Origin of the sequence: Marinobacter sp. MDS2 (genome assembly GCF_030718085.1) — a bacterium.
In the GTDB taxonomy this organism is placed as follows: Bacteria; Pseudomonadota; Gammaproteobacteria; order Pseudomonadales; family Oleiphilaceae; genus Marinobacter.
The window spans coordinates 402,665-422,372 of the sequence record NZ_JAVAJF010000001.1; the positions used below are offsets into that span (position 1 = coordinate 402,665).

Consider the following 19,708-nt stretch of genomic DNA (forward strand, 5'->3'; position numbering starts at 1 on the left):
TGCCGCTCAGGATGTGGTCGCGTATGTCGTTGAGCTGATTTCGCTGCCACGCATCGGGGCCGTCGGGGTATTTTTCCAGCGGCGTGCCCGGTACACCCCACGGGAACGCCAGCAACACATACCGTAGCGGGTCGTCCCAGCACTTCGCGATTTCTTCGCGCAGCCGGCGCTCGTTCAGATCACTCATCCAGCTCTCGAACGCGGTTGATGCCCGCTAGAAGCGCCTCGGCCAGCGATTCGTTCTTCTGGCGGTTGTCCTTCTCGTAAGAGCCCAAGAACTTCATGAGCTTGTCCAGCGCGCTGCCCTTGTCCGAAATCTTGTACTCGGTCACGGTCACCAATTTGCCGTCGTCACCCATCGGCATTTCCCGCACCTTGATGCCGGCAATGGCCGCTGCCACGTCATCATCCAGCTCCTGAATCGGGATCGGGTGGCCGCTGTTGGTGAACAGGCGGCGCGCATCGAACAGGCCAATGCGGATGATTTCTTTCAGTACCCGCTCCTGCGTGATGTCCGCCTTCTCGGCCACCTTGTCCGTTTTTTCGCGCAGGTACGATTGCGTGTACGGGTGGTTGAAATACTCGCACCCCATGGCCTCGCACACTTTCTGGCTGGCCCGTGGGTGCAGTGCGCCGTAACACTTGGTCGCATCGCCGCGCACTTCGTCCGGGCCGCCCCGGTACAGGTCGCCAAACTCCCGCATCTTGGCCTTGGTGGATTCTCTGGGGTTCGCGGAAAGAGCCATTAGTGCATCCGGTTAATCAGGATCATCAGAACCTGGAAGACGGCGGTTCGATACCCGGTGGTGGTGACTTGCAGTTGCAGTGGCACGGCCTCGCCCTCTTCCGTCGGGTTGGCCGTCAGCCACACCTTGACGCGATCCTGATTGGCCACTTGCCCTATCGCTTGAACGTCCAAGGACGCGGAGTGCTCGGTGACCGCCCACGAATCCTGCGCAATGCCGTCGCCTTCCAGCGCCAGCCAGTCGGTCAGGTCAAAATCAAAATCCATGACCTCGCCCGCCTGCAACACAAACGTCTTGGCAAATCCTGACGGGGTAGCGGGCCGGCGCACGGCTGCGGTTCGGCGCGCCGGTGCCGGCTTGTCGAACGGGTAATTGGTGGCCGGCAGCACCGTAACAATGCGCGTAGCGGTGCCGACGTTGCCGGTGTTGTCGGAGACGCTGTAGGTTATCGGGTAGCTGCCGGAGCGGGTGGTGTCCACCGTGCCCGTAGCCACAACCTGCCCGGTCAGAACGCCGTCCACGTTGTCGGTGGCGGCGTAGCCCGGCTCGGACCATGTGTCGCCCACGGTCAGCGTGATGTTGCCGCCCACCAGCGTGATGACCGGAGCCGTGGTGTCGTCCGGCACGTACTCGACGACGGTCACCGTTCGCGTGGTGCTGGCGCTGTTGCCAGCGTCGTCTGCAACCGTGTAGGCCAGGGTCTGCGCGCCCAGTTGGTTCTCGTCAATCGTGCCGGTGACCTGCACTGACATCGTGAGGTCGCCGTCGGCGTTGTCGGTGGCGGTGTAACCGGGCTCCACATACGGCGTACCCTGCACCAGCGTGACGTTGCCGCCGACCAAGGAGATGGTTGGCTTAACCGTATCCGCCAACGTGGTGGAGCGGAACGTGCCGCTTTGGCGGTTGCCCACCGGGCCGATGTGCAGCGTGGTGGTGACCGCCGTGCCGTAGGTGTCCGCCGAGGTGTGCTGAACCTGGATGCGGTCGTTCAACCGCACCGTGCCCGGGTCGGCGGTGAACACGCTCCAGTCGTTGCCCGCGTTGGTCGATTTTGACCACAAACCGTTGACGACCTCCACCGGGATGTCCACCCCGGCATCGACCTCGGTCACCGTGATGACGTTGGACGTTTGCGCCAGACTGCGCGCCACCGAGTTTTTGGCCGTGAAGGTGAACGGGGCCGGCTGCAAATCCGCCACGCTTTCGAGGCCGGTGGTGTCGATGGTGAGGTAGTGGATTACCCCGTCCGTCGCGACGAACCAGACCGGGAAAATGGCCTCCAGGTCGGTTTGGAAATTGCCGTGCTGATCGAAACTGCCCGAGGATTTCTGCGCAATCAGTTGCTCGGTCGCCACCGGCAAGCGGCTCCACTGTTCGAACAGATATGGCTCAATCGGATCGACCAACGTGGCCAGATTGCGGTTGCTGCCGACCACCAGCTGCGCGGTCGTGGACGCCAATTGTTGCGTGATGACCGGGCCAGCGGTTTGCACCGCCGAGGGGTTGCCGGACGCGTCCTGATGCACAAAATGCGCGTAGTAGGTGGTCGAGAGTGGCAGGCCGGTGTAACTGCGCGTCTGCGCTCCGGTGGCGCTGACGGCCTGACTGTCGCCGTTGGCGATCACGTCGCCCTGGGTTTCGGTGGCGTTGGACGTTAGCCAGATGAACAGCGTCCCGCCCGACTCGTCGGTGTCCACCCCGGTATCCACCGCGTCCGGGCCAGCCAGCACGAGGCTTGGGTTGGACAGGATTGGGGCCGTTTGGTCGGCGGGGCCGATCTGATAGCTGATGGTTTCGTTGTTGCCGTTGGCCTGAACGTGGCGCAGGGTGTGCAGCCCGTTCGGGCCGGTGGTCACACCGTCCGCGCCCACCGTCAACTCGCCCGGGTATTCCAGCTGGTCGCCGGCCACCGGCGTGGCGGTAAACGCGGCATCCCCGGCCCAGCTCGTCAGGTCAATGAACAGCCGCCCGGTTTCCGGGATGAGGCTTGCCGACACGCTCGCCATTACACGGTCCCCAACTCAATCGTCACGGTGCCAAACAGCAAGCCCGTGGCGGTGCCGGACGATGGCAGCGCGGGCATGGTGCCGGTCGCTGTGCCGCCGTGCTTACTGCTACCGTCCACCGTGTCGCTGATCGTGACTGCCACCGTGATGCTGTTGCCGTTGCTGTCGGTGATGGTGACCGGGCTGACCGGGGCGCTGTCGTAGTCGCTGTAGGTCAGCGTGAAGCTGGCGCCGGGCTGGAGGTCGGCGGAGAGGGTGACTGTCGGTGTTGGAACTGGATCACCGGTATAGCCAAACAGCAGAATTTGCGGTGACGCATCGCCGGCCTCGACATATGTCTCAAATTCGCCAGCGGCATTAACGGGCGTTGACATGAAGGGCGACGTAGTGCTGCTCTTGATTCGTCCGCCATCGTTGTTTGGCGTCCAGGCGCTGCCTTTTGCTCGCAGTTCGATCTTGGTATCGGAAGCGCTCGTCTCGCCCCAGCCAAATACGAAGGACGCCCCCGGGAACGAAACGTTTGCGTCCGCCCACAACCCGTCAGAGGTCACGCTTACCGCCGTTCCCGGCAGAGCCGTCACCGGTGAGGTGTCATATCCGAGGATTGTTCCTGAGATCGAGTCGGTGCTATAAAACTCGTTGGCCTCGTTCAGGGGGGTTAGGTGAATCCCCGCCGAGTTGTACGGCCTTGATAAAGCCCCACCTGCCTCGGCGGGCGCCCAGGTGTTTTGGCCCTTGCCGATTATGAGCGTGGCGCTAAGTGGCACCGAAGCGTTTGCCACCGTAAGTTGCTCAACTCCGGCCACGTGCGCCTGCGTTGGTAGGGCCCCATCAACATCAAAGGGGATAAAGTCTGAGTCGGTGTATGCCAAAACAAAGAACCGAACGCCGGCCTCGAAATACAAATCCACCAGGCCGCCAGTGAGGCTAACGAAACTCGGATAACTGTATCGGCCAAGCGCATCCTGATGGATATGCGCGTTCGCTTTTCCGTTATCCCGAAGACCGACCCAGCGGTTTGACGAGCTTGTGTTTTCGATAAGGATGATCGCGCCGGTTGCGCCCGCCGCGACACCAAAAGAGGCGAGGTCGATGCCGGTATTCCACGCACCAGAGCCGTCGGTGGCTCCCGTGGCGGTAAGCCCCGTGATTTCCGTGTAATCTACGCCAACAATGCTCATTGAACTGTCCCCAAAACTAAGCCGGCTGTATTGATGAGGTTATCCTCACCGTCGAAAATGAACGCCGAAACCGTCTCGCCCGCGCCGAAGTCGCCGTAATTCAGTTGGATTCGGATGGAATCGCTCGCCCACTCTTTAATTAGGCAGTCTTGGACTTTCGAGCACTGATCCCAGCTCGCGGCGTTTCCGAGCATAACCCTTGCCGGGTAGTCGTCGTAGACCCCGTTACAGTGTCGGAATTGGTGGCCACCCGGACTGCGGGCGGCATAGTCGGAGACGTGAGGACCAAGCCCAATACCAGCGGTGATTTCTGAGCGGGGTTTGCCGAGAGGTTGCGGGCCGTACACGTCCAGCACCCCATTGAGGCGCATCTTGCCGACCAAGGTATCGTCGTCTTTGCACACCAATGAGGCCGCCATATGCTCCCACGTGGCAACTTTTTGTCGGAGCCCAGCGATGATCGCTGCTCGGCTTCCGTTCGGCCGCCATTCGCCGGCATCTGTTCCGATGATGACGTTATTGCCAACCGTCATGCGGGCTTGGGCAGGCACGCCGGCGTTCGTCTCGAATCGCCACCGCTTGCTCGCAGCCCACACCAAATACGTTACACCGTCGCCGGTCGCAATCGCGCCAGATTGGACGCCTTGAATCGTGCAGCCGGCTTGAAAGTCGGTACTTGAAAACCCTTCTTTTTCGAGTGAGATAATCTTGTTAACGGTATCTACGAAGGTAATCCGACCACCGACAGTATTGCCGGTAGCAGAGGACGTAATAATTACGTCTTCGCCAATCTCTGGGCCGTTGCCACCGATGAAAGGCCCGTTGGTGATTGACTCGTAGGATGTAGATACCAATTTCATAATGTCGGACGACTGCCAGCTCTTATAGGAGATATAGGCTCGGTCGGTCGTCTTGGGTGCGGGCGAGCCGCCCTGACCTACCGGTGCGGTCACTGGGTGACCGTCCGCCGAAGCGACATACGCAAACCCCGCTCGGGGGAAGACAACATCTTCGCGGTCGGCGGTGTGACCAGTATCGGACATGTCATACGCACCGGAGTTTGTAACCAGCTCACCATGCGCAAGGGACTGCTCTTGGATGGTTTGCAGCACCCCGTTTAACCAAAGGCGGTCGCCTTCTTGGTATTGCAACTGAGAAGCATGAGGTCGCGTACCGAAATTGAACGTGCCGTCCGTCAGTATGCGAATGTCCGCTCCGTGGTCTACGCTGCCACCCACGGCAGACCACGAGAGAGCTTCGCCGCCGCCCCCACCGCCCCCGCCTGAACCTGCGCGGCTGCCATCGCGCAACCCGGCCTTGGTCGCAATGATCGGCGCGGAATTGGCCTTGACGGTCTTCGGCGTGAGGTTGCGCAGTACGATGTTACTGGGCATTCGGGCCTCCCTCGGGCAGTTGCAGGCTGGCCAGTCGGGCGCGGTGGTATTCGTCCTCGCGCTGCTCGGCGCGGCGGGCGCGGGCGTCTCGCTTGCGAGCGAAATAATAGTTCACGCCAAACGTCGCGATCCCAAGCGCCAGCGTGCCGGCCATCATCCATTGGTTGAACGTCAGCACGCCGAAGGCGAAGCCGAATCCGTTGGCGCTGTACGATGCGGCCGGGGCCAGCGTTTCGGCTTTCAGTTGGACGCCGTGGGCGTTTTCAAACAGACTTCTCAAACTCATCGGCCGAGCCCCTTCAGGAGCCCGCGCTTGTCCACGCTGCGCGCGGTGTTGTAGCCAAGGTAGCCGGCCCCGAACAACCACCACAATTCCTCGGGCAGTGCGGCGAGCCAGGCTTGCATACCAGCGGCGATGTGCTGCGCCAGCTCCGGCTGGAACGCGTGCAGAATGCCCATCGGGATGGCCGATAAAATCATCGCGTACATGACGTACAAGAACGACGGTCGGGCGCGGCTGGTCCAGCCGTCCTTGCTGTTGGCTTCGGCCAGAATGGCGCTCATGCGCGTTTCCAGCTCTTTCAGCTCGCCGTTTTGTTGCATCTGCAACAATTGGGCTTTGGCCTTCTCCCGTTCAGCGGGGTCGGGCCAAATTTTGTCGATGAGCTTGCCGCCCACGTCCAGCAGGCCGTCGATGACGGGAATGGAAATGGCCATGTGCGCTCCTAAAGGCTAATGCGGTGATCCAGCCAGCCGAATACGAACGCTTCGTTGCGCTCACGAGCCTCTGCAATCTCAATGTATCGGGCGCCCTGAAGGCAGTTCAGGGCTTTGAGCAGAACCGACTCGCCGTGGTGTTGGCGGTGGTCGAGGTAATCTTTCAGTGCGCCGAGGGTGCCGTTACCAACCAAGCCGTCCACCACCACATCGTCGTAGTGCTTCGCCTGGTTGTTCAGGGCGTTCAGGCTGCGCTGCAAAAACAGGCCGGCGCGGGCGACACCCATGTTGACGCCGGTATCCAGCAGCTCGTGCGCCACTTTCGGGCTGAGCTGCGCCACGCGGTCGAAGTTGGGGGCGGACCAGTATTGATCTTTGTAGATCGCCACCGCCAAGGTGCGCGGCATGTACTGCATGGGGCCGTCGTAATGATGCAGCCGGGCCACCTTCTCGGTGATGCCGTACATCGTCGCGCCGCCCAGGTCGTTCGGGTCATCGACAAAGCCGCCTTCGCGGTCAATCAGCTCGTCAATCACAACGTCTAAACGGCTCATGGCGGCCTCCAAACCAAAAACCCCGGCGTGCGATGCAGTGGCCGGGGTCGTGTTGATCGGAAAAAGGGCCGCACTTACTGCGTCGGCCAAGGGTCCCAGGTAGGGGATCGAGCACAAAAAAACCCGCACGGCGTAAGCCTGCGGGCTTTTCGGGGGAACTTTCTGACTCTACGAGGCAAGCTACCTCACAATCCGAAACGCGTCAAGCCCTTTACGCCGCCTTGGTGAACGGGGCGGTGTCGCTCAGGGCCGCCTCCAGACTTTGATAGCCGTCGTACACCCGTTTCTGGAACGTCGATACCGTGCAGCGCAGGGCTTGGGCGCACGCCGCGTCGTCCCAGTGAATCTCTACACGCCGCTCGCTGAACGGGTCCACGGCCACTTTCGTGCGGTTGCGGTAGAAACGGTCGAACACCAACGCGTCCCGCTGTCGGTCGCTCAGATTGCGCAGCAACACGCAGGCCATCAGGTGCAGGTCGCTGAACCGCTGCATCCGGTCCACCTTGGCCGCCAGGGTGCAGACCTCGCTGTACCCGGACGACTTCGGGATTTGCCCTTTGAACTCCACCAGCGCCCCGATGACGCTGCGACTCTCCCGCGCCACCGCGTCGTTGTCAGACAACAGCACGTCCAGAAACATATCCACTGCCAGTTCGGCTTGCCTGCGCAACGCTCGTGTACTGTCCGTTCGTTTTTGCATCGCCATCGTGTTTAGCCTCGCATCGCGTTAAAGATTGCCCGTAATGTCCGCTCGTCCATCTCGCTTTGTTGTTTTAGCCAGCCCTCCAATGTCTGTCGTGTGATCCGTTTGCGTCGATACTGCGCCCAGCGTTGTCGGGCTTCGGCTTCCAGCGCTTGCCAGCGGGCCAGGCACTCGGCCTTATGCTGCTCCACGCCGGATTCGGTCATGCGCGCCGCTCTTCCAGCGCAAACACTTCATCCGTCAGCACCCGGCGCACCGGCGTCTCCGGCACCCACTCGTCGGGCAGGTCTTTGGGGCGAATGGGCGCGTGAAATTGATCCTGACGCTTCAGGTGCAGCACGTACCAGCGAAAGCCAATGGCTCGGCACAGCGTTCGGTCCAGCCAGTCTTGCGTCAGGCGTTCCAGCTTGCGCGAGCCCAGCCACGCCGCTCGACTGCCGGAGCCCCACGCCATGGTGACTTTCAGCACCGCATACGACTCGCCTTTGAGCCGGTCGATCTGTATCCACACGCCAATCACGCCGGTATCAATCCGTTTTTGGGGGCCGCGTGCCGTGGGCGGAATCGACAAATCGCCGTTGCGGCGGCGGTTCAGGTTGCGCCAGGCTCCGGTCAGCGTCTTCTGGTACTCCTGCTTGTTGTAGACGGTCACCCGCCACAGGTTGTTGACGTAGCTGATCCCGCGCGGCAGGTACAGCACCTCGCCGTTCACGACGGTGCGGCGCCAGCCGGGGCGGGGCTGGGTAAAATCGGGCGTCATGGCAAAATCCCTTGCGATAGAAAGGATGCTATCGTTACCGATTCCGCGCGCGGGTTCAACGGCGTTCACGCTGCCTCCCGCTGCTTCTGCAGCTCTTTGGTCATGGCTCGATACTTCGCCTTGATCGCCTTCAGGTCGTCGATGGTGTAGTGCTTCGCCGCGTGCGGGCCTTCCAGCCACGCCACCGTTTCCGCACCAAGGCGCTGCACCAGTCGAATGCGGTACTCCACGGTGTTGCCACTGAGGTGCTGGTTGCACTTCACGCACTGCGCGTGACAGTTCAGTTCTTCAAAGCGCAGCTCCGGGCACGAGCCGACCGAGCGATAATGGCCCGCGTCCATCCGGCTGCCGGTCAGCAGGTCGGCATCGCTCGGGTAACGCCCGCAGGAAATGCACGGCTGGTGACAATCTCGGGCACGCACGTACTTGTTGAACTCCGCTTGCGCCTCTTTGGTCCAGTCGCCCTTGGTCTTCAGGCGCGCTTTCTCCGAGCGCACCCAGCGCCGGGTTTCTTTGGCCACCTGCTCGCGGGCTTTCTCAAGGCCGTGCTTGGCCATGCAGTCGTAACCGCAAAAGCCCGCCTTCTCGACGGCCGTGCTCGCCTTCGCCGGCGGCAACTCGGCTCGGCACGCCTTCAGGCGGCACTTCCTCACTCCGCGTCCTCCATCGCCGTCTGCGCGTAGTTGCGCCAGGTCAGGTCCACCACCTTGGTGCGGCGGCGGGGCTCGCGCTGAATGCGGCCGCCCTTGGCCAGAAACTCGGCGGTCTGGCGCTCAATCTCGGCCTGCTCGGCGCGTTTGGCTTTTTTGATTGTGGGTTGGCTCATGCGGCCTCCATTTCTTGCGGGAAGAACACCATCACCCCTTGCTGGGCGTAGCTGGCTTGAACGTGCTGCAGGTAGCGCGACAACTGCGGCTTGGTCATGTTGGACGTGACCGGCATGTAACGCATGGCCTTCAACTTTTGCTCATACGTCAGGTTGCGCAGAATGCTGTTGTCGTACATTTCCCGAAAATCCGGGTCTTCGGCTCGCAGGATCGGCACCCCGAAGCGCAGCTTGCACTCGCACTTGACGTTCTCCGGCGTGTCCGCGATCTGCAGGGCAATGTCGTTGTACCACGCGTGTGAGATTGCGTTCTGATCCAGCGAGCGGCCCACGCCCGCCTTGGTGCGCAGGCGCAGAAACTTGTGCTCGCGGTACTCGGCTTCCACGTCGCGCAGGGCTTTGCGCAGGCTGGGCTCGGAGTTGATAACGATCTCGTTCATCGGTAATCACTCCCCACCTGACCGGGCTCGTTGCTGCCGGTGCAGGTGTGTCGGTGATCGGTGGCCTTCGGGCAGCGTTTATTGCCGCATTCAGAACACACCACCATGGTCGTGAACATTATCGGCAAGCCGGACGCCGGGCACTTCTCGGTCTGCGCGCAGCGGCGGCAGCAGGGGTTAGTGTTGGTCATGCCGCCTCCGGTCCAGTCGGGCTGGGTTGAGTGCGCCGGTCGGTGCGCACGTAGCGCCGCCCGTCCGCGTGCAGGGTGACCTTTTCCAGCCGCACCAGCTCGCCCAGCTCCGGGCGCACGTCTTTCGGGTAGCGCCCGAGCGCCAGCGCCAGCCCGGCCAGACTCATCGGGCCACGGTTCAGCTCGCGCAGGATGGCCTGCATCAGTACCTCGTTCATGACAACCTCCCCGCCACGAACAGGCAGTTACCGCTCAAAATGGCCGACAGCAACATGCCCGGCGTGTCGTCGCCCAGGAAGCAGCCCACGGCCAAACACGCCAGCGCGATGCCGAGAATCACGAGCATCACGCGAAACAGTGTGGTGTCTGTCTTCGTCATCAGTCGTTCCTCCCGAACATGCCCCACGCGATAATCAGCGCCACGCCCAGCACCAGCACGGTGCCGGGGCTCCACTGCGTCATCTCGAATCCGTATGACATCACGCCACCCTCCCCGTCATTGCCGTCACTAGATCAACCGGTCTACCGTTTTCCATAATGCGAACCTCCGAAGGTAAAGGGCGCATCCGACTGCACCCGTTTGCCGGGCTGGTGCCAGGTGTCGCGTTCCATGGGCACCAGCGCCAACTTTTGAGTGACTGAAGAATCCTCGCAGCGGTGCATTTCACATTCGCCCAGGTGGACGCCGTGCTGTAGGTGAGTGCCGGCTTGGCAGTGTTTGCAGGTCATGCCACGTCCTCCCCAACAGCACCCACGCTCGGCAGCAGGTCATACGTGCCATCGGCGTTGCGGCGTACCACCCGTTCCCGCTCCATCTTGCGCAGCAGTACGCCGGTGTGGTGCTTGGGCAGGCTCAACAGCTTGGCCAGGTCGTCCCGGGTGGCCGGCATCAGTGACAGTGACAACTCGACGCGCTCTTGGTCGGTCATGGCCTTATGATCTCCTGTGCTCATTGGGTATCGCCTCCTTGGCATAAGTCGGGGCGGTATTCGTGCAGCGCCACGGTCATGGCTTCGTCGGCCACCATGGTTGCGAACAGGGTTTCCGCGTAATCCAGACCGCGATTCATGGCCGCGTTTCGCTCGGCTTTCGGCAGGGCGGGCAGTGATTCCATATCCATCGCCAGGCTCTCGCGCCCATCCAGTCGATCCGCGAGACTGCGAAAAAACCACGCCAGACGAACGCGCCAACCGGGCCGGTCGTTCATCACGGCCTTGCGGTCCTGAACACGAAAGCGATACCAGTGCGCGGTGCTGAACGCCTTGTTGTAGAGTTTGATTTTCATGCCGCCACCCCCTGCTCGCGTCGTTCGGCGGCCAGTGCGTCCAGCATCCACTTCGGAGCGTTGACGATGCGGTACACGTACACCAACTGACCGGCGCGCTTCTCGGTCCATTGCCGCACGTCCAAGCAATAACCCTCGGGTGCGTCTTTGCGGTAATCGCGCAATCGGGCGGTCACCTCTTTGGCTGGGTGTAATCCGAGCGCGGCGGTAATGTCCAGCTTGGTGCGGGCGTTGCCGTCGAGCATCAGGCGCAGCACTTCGCCGTTGACGGTGTTTTTTCGTGGCAATCGACTCATAGCTGCATCCCCCCTTTGTTGCGCGACTTGCCTTGGTACTGCTCACGCTCTTGCTGTTCCGCCAGTCGGCGCTTGGCCTCAAAATCAATCTTGTGATCCAGCGCCACGAACCGAGAGTAGTGGCCTTGGAATTCCAGACCTTCGCTGCCGCGCTCACCCATGCGGATTTTTCCGAAAATGATTTCCGTCATGGGGTCCGGGTTGTCCGGGTCGGTGTAGTAGCCTTCCCGGTACGGGAACAGGATCACGTCGGCGTCCTGCTCAATGGAGCCGGATTCGCGCAGGTCGCTCATCATCGGTCGCTTGTCGTTGCGGGATTCAACCGCACGGGATAGCTGCGACAGGGCAATCACCGGGCACTTGAACTCCTTGCCCAGCGCCTTCAGGCCGCCGGAAATCTTGGTAATCTCCTGCACGCGGTTCTCGCCCTTGCCGCTCATTAGCTGCAGGTAGTCCACCATAATCAGGCCCAGCTTCCCGGTCTTGCGGCGGACCTCGTGGCAACGCGCCCGCATTTGCGCCACGCTTAGGCCGCCTCGGTCGTCTACGTGCAAGTTGGCGCGTTGCACCAGCTGGCTCGCGGCGGTGAACCTGGACCATTCCTCGCCAGTCAGGGTGCCCCGGCGTAACGAACCGAGATTGATCCCGCCCAGTGAGGCGGTCATTTTCTCGATGATTTGGGTGGCGCTCATTTCCATGGAGAACACAATGCTCGGCACTTGGTCGCGCACCGCGTTGTGTTCCACGATGTTCATGGCGAACGTGGTGTTGTGCGTCACCGTGTAGTCGTCGGTGATATACAGGCAGGACGGATGCGAAACCTTGATGCACTGGGCAAGGTCATCGCGCACGTACTCAATGCTCCGAATGACCGGGGTGCAGCCGCGCTGTCGTCCTTCGCCAAGGTGCTTTTGGACTCGGCTGGACTCGATCAGGTTTTCCATTTTCGGGAAGTAGATTGAGCAGATGTGCGCATCACGGCCAGCGAATGATTCGCCGTTGGCCGTGTACTGGATGTTGCCCTTGCGTCTCAACGACGCCACACCGCCGAGGGAGCGCACAATCGCCTGGACCTGAACGGCCAGCTTCTCGGACGACGTTGAGAATTGCAGGCTTCGGTTTTGGCTCCATCCGTCGGATTCTATTAGCCCCAGGAGAACCTGTGTTCTCGTTGCCTTGTCGGCGCTGATCACCCGGTCAGGTATCGTTTTGTTCGCGGAAAGTTGATTTATTCCCAGGGAGCGAACCGCATTCAGTACGGGGTTTGCCTGCGCAGTCCCAATAATCCGGTAGTCGTACTTGCTGATGCGTTTAATGCTGCACCCTGCAGGCAGGCAGCTTTCCACTTTCTCGACAATCCAGGGCTCCCCGGTGCTAAACCGAACACCACTGCCGCACAAGCTGCCGTCGCCAATCAGAAAGCCTATCAACCACGGATCAATGGGCAGCTCGGTCCGGGCTCCAAAATTGCCGTTATGAGTAACCAGCCTGATCCGGTTCTGGTAGCGCTCACGCTGGATCATCTTGGCTATCGCCTCAGTCGTCAGTGTGCGCTGGCCATCAAACTTGCAGCTTTCAACTGTCCAGAGGTGTTCAAGGTCGCACTCGACCTGACGGCCATCTGACAGAGTAACCTTGTAAATCGGTCGGACGCCTTGCGGAAACAGCCCCGTAACCTGCGAGTCCGCACCGTCCACAGAGGCCAGGCGGTCACCAAGACGAACGTCGGCCATCTGCTTGAACCGGCCATCTGACAGCAAAACCTTTGCGGTCAGAGGTTGTGCCTTGCCCATGGACGGCCTGCCAGCCACGATAATCAGGTCGCCCGCCTGCATCCCGTTCAGTCGGTCGTCCAAGTGCTCAAAGCCGGTAGACAGCCCAATCAGCGCACCGCCTGAGTCGTTCCGGCGCTGCATTTCTTCCAGGAACTCTTTGCTGGCCCGCTTCATATCCCACAAGCTGTCGTCGGTTTGGTCGGTCTGCGCCCCTTCAAACTCGGCCAGTATCTTTTCGTGCGCGATTTTGGCGTCGGTTTCTTCGTCCAGAATCACCCGCGCCTGCAAGGCGGCCGTGTAGAGGTTCCGCTTGAGGCCGCGATTGCTGAGAATGTCGCAGTAGGCAGGCAGGTTTTCGATGCTCGGGCGGTTGCTCTGCTCCACGATTTGCGCCAGCAACTCGCCAGCGTTGACCGCGCCGGCAGATTCCATGCGCTCGGCCACCGTCAGCAGGTCTACCGCTTTGTTTTCTTGCAACAGGTCGTAAGCGGCTTGCGCGTATTGCTGCAGACTGCCGCTGAAGTCGGACGGCTTGATCTTGTCGAACACCTGAGCGGCGTAATCGGCGCGCAGGGTCAGACTTAGAACGGCGGCTTCGTAAACGTCGATGCTCATACCGCCTCCTTGAGATGATCCGTGCGGCGGTCGTCACCTTGGTGGTAATTGCCCTCGATCACCTTGGTCATGTTGGTTTCGTTGAGCAGCCAGTCAAAGCCTGGGCGCCAGTCGAAGCCGTCCTTGGTGCCGGTGAGCGGTTTGGATTGGCGAACGTGCACGAAATACTTGCGCCAAAAGTTCAGGTCGTTGCCGTAAGAGCGTTCGCCCCACTTTTGCTTCCAACGCGCCTTGATCGTTCTGCGGCGCTTATCGTTCAGCACGGCTACGCTGGGCAAGAACTCTCCCAGCAGGTCGTTGTAGAGGTCAACGATGCCTTGGTAGTTCGGGGTGTCTCGCTCGACGGTCGCCGCCGGGGTGTCATCGGCAGATGACGGAGGGTTGTTTGTATCTGTATCTGTATCTGTATCTGGGGCGTTACACTGCGTTACATCGTCGTTACAGGCGTTACGGCTACTGCTTTCTTTGTTACCGGATTCGTTACACTCTGTTGATTTGCCAGCCTTTTTCTCTCGATGACGACGCACGCGCTCACGGCTGTCATCGTGACGTTTTGGCTGCCGCTTATCCCATCCGGCCAACTCGTTGCCTAGCAATACTTTGCCTTGCATTGCCTCGCGGATAGCCAGAACCGCGTCCGACTCTATGTCCAAGGCTGCCGCCACGTCCTCGTCGTCCCATCCCTCGATAGATCCCCTTGGTTCGTTCTCGCTGGCCTGCACCATCATGTGCAGGTAGACCGACATTACGTCACCAATGCGCTGGCCGGATTTTCGAGCAACAGCGCGCCATTTCGGATCGTTCGGCATATCGTGCCAAAGTCTTACCCAATTCATACCAGCCCCCGCTTGCGCTCAATTTCACGAATTTCAGCCGGGGTGCGCAGCTTGTTGCGTTGCTGGATATACCCGCCTTGACGGCACGCCAGCCGCTTCCACCGGTCGGTGATCGGGCCGGCATCTTCCAGTCGCATGAGCAGCCCCAGCGCGCCAATGCGCAGGTCCAGCCAAACTATTTGCGCCTTGCGGTAAATCGTGTTCTTGGTCATAATTACCTCACTCGTTTGAGTAACCCGCCTAGCTGTTCACGCAGCCGTCATGGCGGGTTTTTTATTGCGTGATTGTCAGGCCAGTTTTGCGCCATGGCCCAGGGCAACAGATTCGCAATTGTCATTGCGGCGATGCGTCGGCCGGGCAACTCCCAACCCCTTACGCATCTGTGAAATGCCCTCCACCAAGAACCCCGCTTTTAACGGAGAGGACACTTCCAGATACGTGCTCGTCTTTCCGAGCTGTCAACACGTCACCCTGGGTTGCGAAGGATCGGCTGACCACATGCCGGTGGGCGCTTCGGGCCGTGCTGCTGCTGATTCTCTGGCCGGGCTCCCACACCCGGTTGCATACACACCCTCAGTCAGCTCGGGCGCCCGCCTATTGCCGCCGGCGGGTGGCGGGATGTTCGCCCTCTAATCAGTGCTTTTTCAGTGACTCAAAAGGCACAGCGACCGCCCGGAGTTCGGGCTGGCCGCTGGCAAGGGTTTGTTCAATAAATTGCTCCGGGCTCACGCCGATGAGGCTCGCACACCGCTCAAGGCGCGCCCGTTCGTTGTCTGAGAAGTCCACGACTACTTGATTGTTGTCAGGCATTTCCATTTCTCCAGTGACTCGAAAGTGCGTTCTTATTCCGCACCAACGGCGGTACGATTAGGTTCTGAGTTTTGGGCGGCCAGCGCGGCTTCGAGCTGCTGCACGGCCTCCATGATTTGGTCGTGAATGTAAGTGCTGGGTTGTGCCTTCGCGGCTTGCGCGGCGGCATCCAAACGGGCTTTTTCACTGTCCGAAAAAACCACTTTGTAGGCGTGCTTCCTTATGTCTCGTGGGTCGGCGTACATAGTTATCACCTCTTTACGCTGCGGCCTTACGGCCCACCGGCTTGATCTCGTAGGCTTCTACGCGACCGTCGTCGTGGGTGCAGACCATGATGCGGCGGCCCGAGCGGAGCATGGACCACACCGCGCCTTGCGTGACGCCAATATCGGCAGCCACTCGGGCTTGGGTTTTGTCTTTCAGGTACTCTTTCAGACTTTGCTCGGTCATTCGGTGTCCTCCTTCAATAATCCAGATACTAGCACTGTTGGTTTTTTTTGCCAAGAAAATACCAGCGTGATTAATGGGAGTTCACCACCAATGCCGCTATTATTCGCGCCATGACTAAGCGACGCCCTCTAAACGAAGAAGAACGCGCCGATGCCGAGCGCCTGAAAGACGTGTACAAGCGGAAAAAGGCGGAATACCGATTGGCCGGTAAAAAGCTCACCCAAGAAAGCATGGCGGGCGAGCTGGGCTGGTCGGGGCAGACGGCAGTAAGCCAATACATGGCCGGAAATATCCCGCTCAACCTGGAAGCGGCGGCGATGTTTGCCCGGTTTTTCGATGTACCGCTTGAGAATATTTCACCGCGCCTTGCCAACTTGTTGCCAAATGCGTCACAATCCGAAAAACAACAAGGAAGCTCACGATTGTCTGACGACGATACTGAGCGAGTACCACTGATCTCATGGATGGAGGCCGGCACCACGCAACCGACAACCGGGGATCATGCTTCGGAGACGCGAATTTTGTGCCCAGTTCCCCACAGCAATAAGACGTTTGCCTTGGTCGTCGAGGGCGAAGCCATGAAATCCCCCGGCGACCGCTATTCCTTTGACGACGGTGACATTATTCACATTGACCCCGCTGGCCAGCCCCGGCAAGGCTCCATCGTGCTGGTGCGCAATCCCCAGGACGAGGCGGCCATTTTGCGGCAACTGATGATCGACGGCGGGCGGCGCTACCTGAAAGCCCTGAACCCCGCATGGCCCGATGCCATCATTGAGTTTCCGCCCGGAGCGCACATTGTCGGCGTCGTCATCTGCAAAACGGTGTCGTTCGCCGCCTAGTCGCCTCCCCCTCGAAAAGCCCGCCGCGTGCGGGTTTTTTTTCGCCCTCAAAAAAAATACCAACATTAATTAGCAAAATCCTTGAAGCTCTATAATAGCGCTGCTAGTATTCTTTCCGACAACACGAAAATTCGGAAGGGCACGAACATGACCACCATTCAACGCATCACCATTCAAGGCAGTCAGCGCCCCGTTAAAGGCGCTCGCAAAACCGCGCCCCGCTTGACGCACGTCGAGCTGGCCGACAATAACCCGAAGGACAACGCCCAGCGCCTTGCTGATTACATCGGCAAGCGCACGGCGATGGAGCGTGCAGCATGACCCCGAAACAAGAAATCCTCGCCATTTTCGAGCTGGCCATGGACATCAGCGAGCTGACCACCGAGGCGCAAGTGATTGCCGCCAACAGCGGCGCCACCGGCATCAGCGTGACCGTCTTCAAGGACACCACCGAAGTGGATTGGCAGATGAACCTGTACGAGTGGAGCCACGACGAGTGTTTCCCCGCCAAGCTGCGCTTTTTGCGGCACCGGCTGGAAGAACTGAAACAAGAGGCGCTGGCCCAGCGCACCAAGCGGGCCGCGTAAGGAGGGTATGACCATGGGAATGACTGCAGCGCAACACCAAATACAGCTCGACGCCGCCGCCGACCTGGAACGGCTGATCGAACGCAACACCGAGGCCATGCGCGCCGAATTGCAGGGCGGTGGCTACTACGCGCTGGAATACCGCAAGGGCTACCGCGTAGTGAAGGACGTGTACGACCGGGACAACGTGATCGACCAGATGATCGAGCTGGACAGCGACGACTTCAATATTGCCGTAATGATGATAACGCTCGGAGAAGTTGAAGGCGTTAAGCGCTTGCTGGACCTGAAAGCCCGTGCGATAGAACAGCTGATCGGGCTGGCCAAGCTGCACGAGGACGCCGAGTACACCATGGAACTGATACGGGGGCGCGCCGCATGAACATCGACCTTCGTGCAGTCAAAACCGAGAAGATAAAGCCCCCGTTTCCGCTGCCGCATGTGAGCCGAAAGGCGCTGCGCCGGGTGAAGAACCCACTGCCAGCACCAAAAACATGCCGTTACTGCGGGCCGGAAGTGCCGGTACTTATCGAGCACCATAGCGTCGTTTACGGCGGTCGCTCTTACGGTGACTGGCCGTATGTGTATCGGTGCCTTCACTGCCGCGCCTACGTGGGCCTGCACCCGCACACCGACCTGCCGCTGGGCACGCTGGCCGACGAGGAATTGCGGAAGGCCAGAAAGCAGAACAAGGCCATCTTTAATCGCCTTATGGCACAAGCGGTACTGTCCCGAAGTGAGGCGTATCAGTGGCTTGCCGAGGCTATGTCGATCCCGGTTGGCGAGTGCCATTGGGGCTGGTTTGAGATTGAGCAGTGCGAGCTGGCTGGCCAGCTCTGCGAACAGCGGTTAGCGGAGGTGTTGGCATGAGCAACCAACTTGAAGTCATCCAAAACGATATTTATTTAGCCAAAGGCGCGTTTGAGGCGGTGGCCACCGAGAATGGCCTGAACTTTGACCGCGAGGCCGGCTTTGCCATTCAGGCCATCCAAGCCAGCCCTTACATGCTTGGCGTGGCCATGAAGAATCGGCAGTCGGTTTACAACTCCGTGACCAACATCGCGGCCATTGGTATCAGCTTGAACCCAGCCAAGAAGCAAGCGTATCTGGTGCCGCGTGACGGCAAGGTGTGCTTGGACATTAGCTACATCGGGCTCATGGATTTGGCCATGGCGACCGGCTCTATCCGATGGGCGCAAGCGGAGGTGGTTCACGACAACGACACGTTCTTTCTGAACGGCATGGACCGCACGCCCTCGCATAGCTTTGATCCGTTCAGTGCCGACCGGGGCGAACCTAAAGGCGTGTACGTCGTGGTTAAAACGGCGGACGGCGACTACCTGACGGAAACCATGAGCATTGCCGAAATCAACGCCATTCGCGACCGCTCAAGCGCCTGGAAGGCATGGGTAGACAAAAAGAAGTCGTGCCCGTGGGTGACGGATTGGCCGGAGATGGCCAAGAAAACCGTGGTCAAGCGCGCTTACAAATACTGGCCGAAAACCGAGCGGCTGGATCAGGCCATCCATTACCTGAACACGGACGGCGGCCAGGGTATCGAGCTGTCTGGCCAGCCTGAGCCTGCCATGGAAGCCAGCCCGTGGGCCGCGCGCGCCGAGCAGGCCGACAGCACCGAGGCGCTAACCCGAGTCTGGAACGAAGGCGTGAAGGCGCTCAATAAATCCGGCGACCTCGAAACGTACAAAGCGTTCCGGGAAGCGGTAAAACGGCGCGGCGACGACCTGAAGAAATTGGAGTCGCGCACCTATGAGGGGGAGACAGTGCAATGAGCATCTATCAGGGGCTTGAAAAATTCCAAGTGCGCGGCCTGACCGTGTGCATCATTGAGTGCCAGCAAGGGTCCGAGCAGTGGCACGCCGCGCGAGCGGGGGTGATTACCGCCAGCATGTTTTCCACCATCCGAGCGCTGGTTGGCGGGCTGGACAGTCGCCAGCAACTCTATGTGGACGCGATTCTGGCGGGTAAGAGCGAGGCCGACGCCTTGGCGATTGCCGGCTACAAGGCCGCCCCGAAAGCGCAGGCGGTCCAGAAAGCGCTGAACGGCGAGAAGGTGGGCAGCTACAGCGAGGCCGCCCTGAACTACGCCTTCCGGCTGGCGTGCGAACGCATCACCGGCAAGCCGCTGGACGAAGGCTTTAGCACGTACCAGATGAAGCGCGGCAACCGGTTGGAGCCGGACGCACGGGCGCGCCATGAACAAAAGCTCGGCCAGCTCATTCACGAAGCCGGCTTTGTGGTCACCACGGACGGCAAGTTTGGTGCCAGCGCGGACGGCCTGATTGGCGACACCGGGGGCAGCGAGTACAAGTGCCTAGTCGCGCCTGAACGCATCCGCTCCATCGTGCTGGACGGCGACATTAGCGAATTCATGGATCAGGTGCAGGGCTGCTTGTGGCTGACCGGGCGCAAGTGGTGGCACTTCTGCCTGTACTGTCCTGACCTGGCGGTGGCCGGCAAAGACCTGTTCGCGTTCAAGGTTGCACGAGACGACGACTACATTGACGCCTTGGAGCAAGACTTGCTCGCGTTCGATGCGGTGGTTGAAAGCTACCGGGCGCAACTGGAAAGCGCGCCGACCGAGCACAACGGTCTGCAATTCGATGTGGCCATCCCTGAAGCACAACCTCAAGCCGAGCCGCAGAGTGCAATCGGCATCTTCGGAGCATAATTGCC

General features: G+C 60.4%; 33 protein-coding genes. 7 read left to right on the forward strand and 26 right to left on the reverse strand.

Features of this window, described 5'->3' with window-relative positions; genetic code table 11:
• Positions 1 to 179: 179 nt before the first annotated feature.
• From Q9245_RS01830 to Q9245_RS01955, 26 genes are all read right to left on the reverse strand, one after another.
• Entirely contained in the window at positions 180 to 746 is a 567-nt protein-coding gene (locus tag Q9245_RS01830) for a terminase small subunit (RefSeq protein WP_305895561.1), read from the reverse strand.
• The gene (locus tag Q9245_RS01835; RefSeq protein ID WP_305895562.1) at positions 746 to 2,752 is read right to left on the reverse strand and encodes a DUF5011 domain-containing protein; all 2,007 of its coding nucleotides are present in this window, start codon (positions 2,750 to 2,752) and stop codon (positions 746 to 748) included. Before Q9245_RS01835 ends, Q9245_RS01830 begins: the two co-directional genes overlap by 1 nt.
• Complete coding sequence (locus Q9245_RS01840; protein ID WP_305895563.1) at positions 2,752 to 3,933, reverse strand: hypothetical protein; 1,182 nt, start codon at positions 3,931 to 3,933, stop codon at positions 2,752 to 2,754. The genes Q9245_RS01835 and Q9245_RS01840 overlap by 1 nt, the downstream gene beginning before the upstream one ends.
• Positions 3,930 to 5,327: a hypothetical protein gene (locus tag Q9245_RS01845; RefSeq protein ID WP_305895564.1), complete on the reverse strand. Its 1,398-nt coding sequence runs from the start codon at positions 5,325 to 5,327 to the stop codon at positions 3,930 to 3,932. Before Q9245_RS01845 ends, Q9245_RS01840 begins: the two co-directional genes overlap by 4 nt.
• Positions 5,317 to 5,613 (reverse strand): HP1 family phage holin, encoded by a 297-nt coding sequence (locus Q9245_RS01850; protein WP_305895565.1) that lies wholly within the window; start codon positions 5,611 to 5,613, stop codon positions 5,317 to 5,319. Before Q9245_RS01850 ends, Q9245_RS01845 begins: the two co-directional genes overlap by 11 nt.
• Complete coding sequence (locus Q9245_RS01855; RefSeq protein WP_305895566.1) at positions 5,610 to 6,044, reverse strand: holin family protein; 435 nt, start codon at positions 6,042 to 6,044, stop codon at positions 5,610 to 5,612. Before Q9245_RS01855 ends, Q9245_RS01850 begins: the two co-directional genes overlap by 4 nt.
• Before the next feature lie 8 nt (positions 6,045 to 6,052).
• Positions 6,053 to 6,598, reverse strand: a complete 546-nt coding sequence (locus Q9245_RS01860) for a glycoside hydrolase family 108 protein (protein ID WP_305895567.1) — start codon at positions 6,596 to 6,598, stop codon at positions 6,053 to 6,055.
• A 211-nt stretch (positions 6,599 to 6,809) separates the two neighbouring features.
• Positions 6,810 to 7,304 (reverse strand): hypothetical protein, encoded by a 495-nt coding sequence (locus Q9245_RS01865; RefSeq protein ID WP_305895568.1) that lies wholly within the window; start codon positions 7,302 to 7,304, stop codon positions 6,810 to 6,812.
• A gap of 5 nt (positions 7,305 to 7,309) precedes the next feature.
• A complete protein-coding gene (locus Q9245_RS01870; protein WP_305895569.1) occupies positions 7,310 to 7,507 on the reverse strand; it encodes a hypothetical protein in 198 nt (65 codons plus the stop codon).
• Positions 7,504 to 8,130 (reverse strand): hypothetical protein, encoded by a 627-nt coding sequence (locus Q9245_RS01875; protein WP_305895570.1) that lies wholly within the window; start codon positions 8,128 to 8,130, stop codon positions 7,504 to 7,506. Before Q9245_RS01875 ends, Q9245_RS01870 begins: the two co-directional genes overlap by 4 nt.
• Positions 8,127 to 8,714 (reverse strand): recombination protein NinG, encoded by a 588-nt coding sequence (locus tag Q9245_RS01880; RefSeq protein WP_305895571.1) that lies wholly within the window; start codon positions 8,712 to 8,714, stop codon positions 8,127 to 8,129. Before Q9245_RS01880 ends, Q9245_RS01875 begins: the two co-directional genes overlap by 4 nt.
• Positions 8,711 to 8,887, reverse strand: a complete 177-nt coding sequence (locus Q9245_RS01885) for a hypothetical protein (RefSeq protein ID WP_305895572.1) — start codon at positions 8,885 to 8,887, stop codon at positions 8,711 to 8,713. The genes Q9245_RS01880 and Q9245_RS01885 overlap by 4 nt, the downstream gene beginning before the upstream one ends.
• Complete coding sequence (locus Q9245_RS01890; RefSeq protein WP_305895573.1) at positions 8,884 to 9,327, reverse strand: hypothetical protein; 444 nt, start codon at positions 9,325 to 9,327, stop codon at positions 8,884 to 8,886. Before Q9245_RS01890 ends, Q9245_RS01885 begins: the two co-directional genes overlap by 4 nt.
• A complete protein-coding gene (locus tag Q9245_RS01895; RefSeq protein ID WP_305895574.1) occupies positions 9,324 to 9,518 on the reverse strand; it encodes a hypothetical protein in 195 nt (64 codons plus the stop codon). Before Q9245_RS01895 ends, Q9245_RS01890 begins: the two co-directional genes overlap by 4 nt.
• Entirely contained in the window at positions 9,515 to 9,736 is a 222-nt protein-coding gene (locus Q9245_RS01900; protein WP_305895575.1) for a hypothetical protein, read from the reverse strand. The genes Q9245_RS01895 and Q9245_RS01900 overlap by 4 nt, the downstream gene beginning before the upstream one ends.
• The gene (locus Q9245_RS01905) at positions 9,733 to 9,897 is read right to left on the reverse strand and encodes a hypothetical protein (protein WP_305895576.1); all 165 of its coding nucleotides are present in this window, start codon (positions 9,895 to 9,897) and stop codon (positions 9,733 to 9,735) included. Before Q9245_RS01905 ends, Q9245_RS01900 begins: the two co-directional genes overlap by 4 nt.
• A gap of 143 nt (positions 9,898 to 10,040) precedes the next feature.
• Complete coding sequence (locus Q9245_RS01910) at positions 10,041 to 10,247, reverse strand: hypothetical protein (protein ID WP_305895577.1); 207 nt, start codon at positions 10,245 to 10,247, stop codon at positions 10,041 to 10,043.
• Positions 10,244 to 10,471, reverse strand: coding sequence for a hypothetical protein (locus tag Q9245_RS01915; RefSeq protein WP_305895578.1), 228 nt, complete (start codon positions 10,469 to 10,471; stop codon positions 10,244 to 10,246). Before Q9245_RS01915 ends, Q9245_RS01910 begins: the two co-directional genes overlap by 4 nt.
• On the reverse strand, positions 10,468 to 10,803 hold the full coding sequence (locus tag Q9245_RS01920; protein ID WP_305895579.1) for a hypothetical protein: 336 nt from the start codon (positions 10,801 to 10,803) through the stop codon (positions 10,468 to 10,470). The genes Q9245_RS01915 and Q9245_RS01920 overlap by 4 nt, the downstream gene beginning before the upstream one ends.
• Complete coding sequence (locus Q9245_RS01925; protein WP_305895580.1) at positions 10,800 to 11,099, reverse strand: hypothetical protein; 300 nt, start codon at positions 11,097 to 11,099, stop codon at positions 10,800 to 10,802. The genes Q9245_RS01920 and Q9245_RS01925 overlap by 4 nt, the downstream gene beginning before the upstream one ends.
• The gene (locus Q9245_RS01930) at positions 11,096 to 13,489 is read right to left on the reverse strand and encodes a DnaB-like helicase C-terminal domain-containing protein (protein ID WP_305895581.1); all 2,394 of its coding nucleotides are present in this window, start codon (positions 13,487 to 13,489) and stop codon (positions 11,096 to 11,098) included. Before Q9245_RS01930 ends, Q9245_RS01925 begins: the two co-directional genes overlap by 4 nt.
• Positions 13,486 to 14,325 carry a hypothetical protein gene (locus Q9245_RS01935; RefSeq protein WP_305895582.1) on the reverse strand — a complete coding sequence of 280 codons (840 nt, stop codon included), beginning with the start codon at positions 14,323 to 14,325 and terminating at the stop codon, positions 13,486 to 13,488. Before Q9245_RS01935 ends, Q9245_RS01930 begins: the two co-directional genes overlap by 4 nt.
• Positions 14,322 to 14,537 carry a hypothetical protein gene (locus Q9245_RS01940; protein ID WP_305895583.1) on the reverse strand — a complete coding sequence of 72 codons (216 nt, stop codon included), beginning with the start codon at positions 14,535 to 14,537 and terminating at the stop codon, positions 14,322 to 14,324. Before Q9245_RS01940 ends, Q9245_RS01935 begins: the two co-directional genes overlap by 4 nt.
• Before the next feature lie 421 nt (positions 14,538 to 14,958).
• Positions 14,959 to 15,135 carry a hypothetical protein gene (locus tag Q9245_RS01945; RefSeq protein WP_305895584.1) on the reverse strand — a complete coding sequence of 59 codons (177 nt, stop codon included), beginning with the start codon at positions 15,133 to 15,135 and terminating at the stop codon, positions 14,959 to 14,961.
• Between the two features lie 32 nt (positions 15,136 to 15,167).
• Positions 15,168 to 15,380 (reverse strand): hypothetical protein, encoded by a 213-nt coding sequence (locus tag Q9245_RS01950; protein WP_305895585.1) that lies wholly within the window; start codon positions 15,378 to 15,380, stop codon positions 15,168 to 15,170.
• Positions 15,381 to 15,393: 13 nt separating this feature from the next.
• Positions 15,394 to 15,585, reverse strand: coding sequence for a Cro/CI family transcriptional regulator (locus Q9245_RS01955; protein WP_305895586.1), 192 nt, complete (start codon positions 15,583 to 15,585; stop codon positions 15,394 to 15,396).
• Between the two features lie 110 nt (positions 15,586 to 15,695).
• Here Q9245_RS01955 and Q9245_RS01960 point away from each other — a divergent pair, with 110 nt between their 5' ends.
• The 7 genes from Q9245_RS01960 (at position 15,696) to Q9245_RS01990 (ending at position 19,703) form a co-directional block, all read left to right on the forward strand.
• Complete coding sequence (locus Q9245_RS01960) at positions 15,696 to 16,427, forward strand: LexA family transcriptional regulator (protein WP_305895587.1); 732 nt, start codon at positions 15,696 to 15,698, stop codon at positions 16,425 to 16,427.
• Positions 16,428 to 16,574: 147 nt separating this feature from the next.
• Positions 16,575 to 16,748, forward strand: a complete 174-nt coding sequence (locus Q9245_RS01965) for a hypothetical protein (protein WP_305895588.1) — start codon at positions 16,575 to 16,577, stop codon at positions 16,746 to 16,748.
• Complete coding sequence (locus Q9245_RS01970) at positions 16,745 to 17,014, forward strand: hypothetical protein (protein ID WP_305895589.1); 270 nt, start codon at positions 16,745 to 16,747, stop codon at positions 17,012 to 17,014. The genes Q9245_RS01965 and Q9245_RS01970 overlap by 4 nt, the downstream gene beginning before the upstream one ends.
• 13 nt (positions 17,015 to 17,027) lie before the next feature.
• Positions 17,028 to 17,396: a hypothetical protein gene (locus Q9245_RS01975; protein ID WP_305895590.1), complete on the forward strand. Its 369-nt coding sequence runs from the start codon at positions 17,028 to 17,030 to the stop codon at positions 17,394 to 17,396.
• Positions 17,393 to 17,884 (forward strand): zinc-finger-containing protein, encoded by a 492-nt coding sequence (locus Q9245_RS01980; RefSeq protein ID WP_305895591.1) that lies wholly within the window; start codon positions 17,393 to 17,395, stop codon positions 17,882 to 17,884. The genes Q9245_RS01975 and Q9245_RS01980 overlap by 4 nt, the downstream gene beginning before the upstream one ends.
• Positions 17,881 to 18,804, forward strand: a complete 924-nt coding sequence (locus Q9245_RS01985) for a recombinase RecT (protein ID WP_305895592.1) — start codon at positions 17,881 to 17,883, stop codon at positions 18,802 to 18,804. The genes Q9245_RS01980 and Q9245_RS01985 overlap by 4 nt, the downstream gene beginning before the upstream one ends.
• Complete coding sequence (locus tag Q9245_RS01990; protein WP_305895593.1) at positions 18,801 to 19,703, forward strand: lambda exonuclease family protein; 903 nt, start codon at positions 18,801 to 18,803, stop codon at positions 19,701 to 19,703. Before Q9245_RS01985 ends, Q9245_RS01990 begins: the two co-directional genes overlap by 4 nt.
• Positions 19,704 to 19,708: the final 5 nt, after the last annotated feature.

Excerpts from the sequence above, each read along its gene's own strand:
- Q9245_RS01835 (WP_305895562.1), bottom strand. The coding sequence starts at position 2,752 with ATGGCGAGCGTGTCGGCAAGCCTCATCCCGGAAACCGGGCGGCTGTTC.
- Q9245_RS01955 (WP_305895586.1), bottom strand. The coding sequence starts at position 15,585 with ATGACCGAGCAAAGTCTGAAAGAGTACCTGAAAGACAAAACCCAAGCC.
- Q9245_RS01850 (WP_305895565.1), bottom strand. The coding sequence starts at position 5,613 with ATGAGTTTGAGAAGTCTGTTTGAAAACGCCCACGGCGTCCAACTGAAA.
- Q9245_RS01865 (WP_305895568.1), bottom strand. The coding sequence starts at position 7,304 with ATGGCGATGCAAAAACGAACGGACAGTACACGAGCGTTGCGCAGGCAA.
- Q9245_RS01885 (WP_305895572.1), bottom strand. The coding sequence starts at position 8,887 with ATGAGCCAACCCACAATCAAAAAAGCCAAACGCGCCGAGCAGGCCGAG.
- Q9245_RS01855 (WP_305895566.1), bottom strand. The coding sequence starts at position 6,044 with ATGGCCATTTCCATTCCCGTCATCGACGGCCTGCTGGACGTGGGCGGC.
- Q9245_RS01890 (WP_305895573.1), bottom strand. The coding sequence starts at position 9,327 with ATGAACGAGATCGTTATCAACTCCGAGCCCAGCCTGCGCAAAGCCCTG.
- Q9245_RS01860 (WP_305895567.1), bottom strand. The coding sequence starts at position 6,598 with ATGAGCCGTTTAGACGTTGTGATTGACGAGCTGATTGACCGCGAAGGC.
- Q9245_RS01870 (WP_305895569.1), bottom strand. The coding sequence starts at position 7,507 with ATGACCGAATCCGGCGTGGAGCAGCATAAGGCCGAGTGCCTGGCCCGC.
- Q9245_RS01915 (WP_305895578.1), bottom strand. The coding sequence starts at position 10,471 with ATGAGCACAGGAGATCATAAGGCCATGACCGACCAAGAGCGCGTCGAG.
- Q9245_RS01945 (WP_305895584.1), bottom strand. The coding sequence starts at position 15,135 with ATGCCTGACAACAATCAAGTAGTCGTGGACTTCTCAGACAACGAACGG.
- Q9245_RS01965 (WP_305895588.1), top strand. The coding sequence starts at position 16,575 with ATGACCACCATTCAACGCATCACCATTCAAGGCAGTCAGCGCCCCGTT.
- Q9245_RS01940 (WP_305895583.1), bottom strand. The coding sequence starts at position 14,537 with ATGACCAAGAACACGATTTACCGCAAGGCGCAAATAGTTTGGCTGGAC.
- Q9245_RS01960 (WP_305895587.1), top strand. The coding sequence starts at position 15,696 with ATGACTAAGCGACGCCCTCTAAACGAAGAAGAACGCGCCGATGCCGAG.
- Q9245_RS01980 (WP_305895591.1), top strand. The coding sequence starts at position 17,393 with ATGAACATCGACCTTCGTGCAGTCAAAACCGAGAAGATAAAGCCCCCG.
- Q9245_RS01985 (WP_305895592.1), top strand. The coding sequence starts at position 17,881 with ATGAGCAACCAACTTGAAGTCATCCAAAACGATATTTATTTAGCCAAA.
- Q9245_RS01830 (WP_305895561.1), bottom strand. The coding sequence starts at position 746 with ATGGCTCTTTCCGCGAACCCCAGAGAATCCACCAAGGCCAAGATGCGG.
- Q9245_RS01975 (WP_305895590.1), top strand. The coding sequence starts at position 17,028 with ATGGGAATGACTGCAGCGCAACACCAAATACAGCTCGACGCCGCCGCC.
- Q9245_RS01840 (WP_305895563.1), bottom strand. The coding sequence starts at position 3,933 with ATGAGCATTGTTGGCGTAGATTACACGGAAATCACGGGGCTTACCGCC.
- Q9245_RS01925 (WP_305895580.1), bottom strand. The coding sequence starts at position 11,099 with ATGAGTCGATTGCCACGAAAAAACACCGTCAACGGCGAAGTGCTGCGC.
- Q9245_RS01990 (WP_305895593.1), top strand. The coding sequence starts at position 18,801 with ATGAGCATCTATCAGGGGCTTGAAAAATTCCAAGTGCGCGGCCTGACC.
- Q9245_RS01845 (WP_305895564.1), bottom strand. The coding sequence starts at position 5,327 with ATGCCCAGTAACATCGTACTGCGCAACCTCACGCCGAAGACCGTCAAG.
- Q9245_RS01910 (WP_305895577.1), bottom strand. The coding sequence starts at position 10,247 with ATGACCTGCAAACACTGCCAAGCCGGCACTCACCTACAGCACGGCGTC.
- Q9245_RS01920 (WP_305895579.1), bottom strand. The coding sequence starts at position 10,803 with ATGAAAATCAAACTCTACAACAAGGCGTTCAGCACCGCGCACTGGTAT.
- Q9245_RS01900 (WP_305895575.1), bottom strand. The coding sequence starts at position 9,736 with ATGAACGAGGTACTGATGCAGGCCATCCTGCGCGAGCTGAACCGTGGC.
- Q9245_RS01950 (WP_305895585.1), bottom strand. The coding sequence starts at position 15,380 with ATGTACGCCGACCCACGAGACATAAGGAAGCACGCCTACAAAGTGGTT.
- Q9245_RS01895 (WP_305895574.1), bottom strand. The coding sequence starts at position 9,518 with ATGACCAACACTAACCCCTGCTGCCGCCGCTGCGCGCAGACCGAGAAG.
- Q9245_RS01905 (WP_305895576.1), bottom strand. The coding sequence starts at position 9,897 with ATGACGAAGACAGACACCACACTGTTTCGCGTGATGCTCGTGATTCTC.
- Q9245_RS01970 (WP_305895589.1), top strand. The coding sequence starts at position 16,745 with ATGACCCCGAAACAAGAAATCCTCGCCATTTTCGAGCTGGCCATGGAC.
- Q9245_RS01930 (WP_305895581.1), bottom strand. The coding sequence starts at position 13,489 with ATGAGCATCGACGTTTACGAAGCCGCCGTTCTAAGTCTGACCCTGCGC.
- Q9245_RS01935 (WP_305895582.1), bottom strand. The coding sequence starts at position 14,325 with ATGAATTGGGTAAGACTTTGGCACGATATGCCGAACGATCCGAAATGG.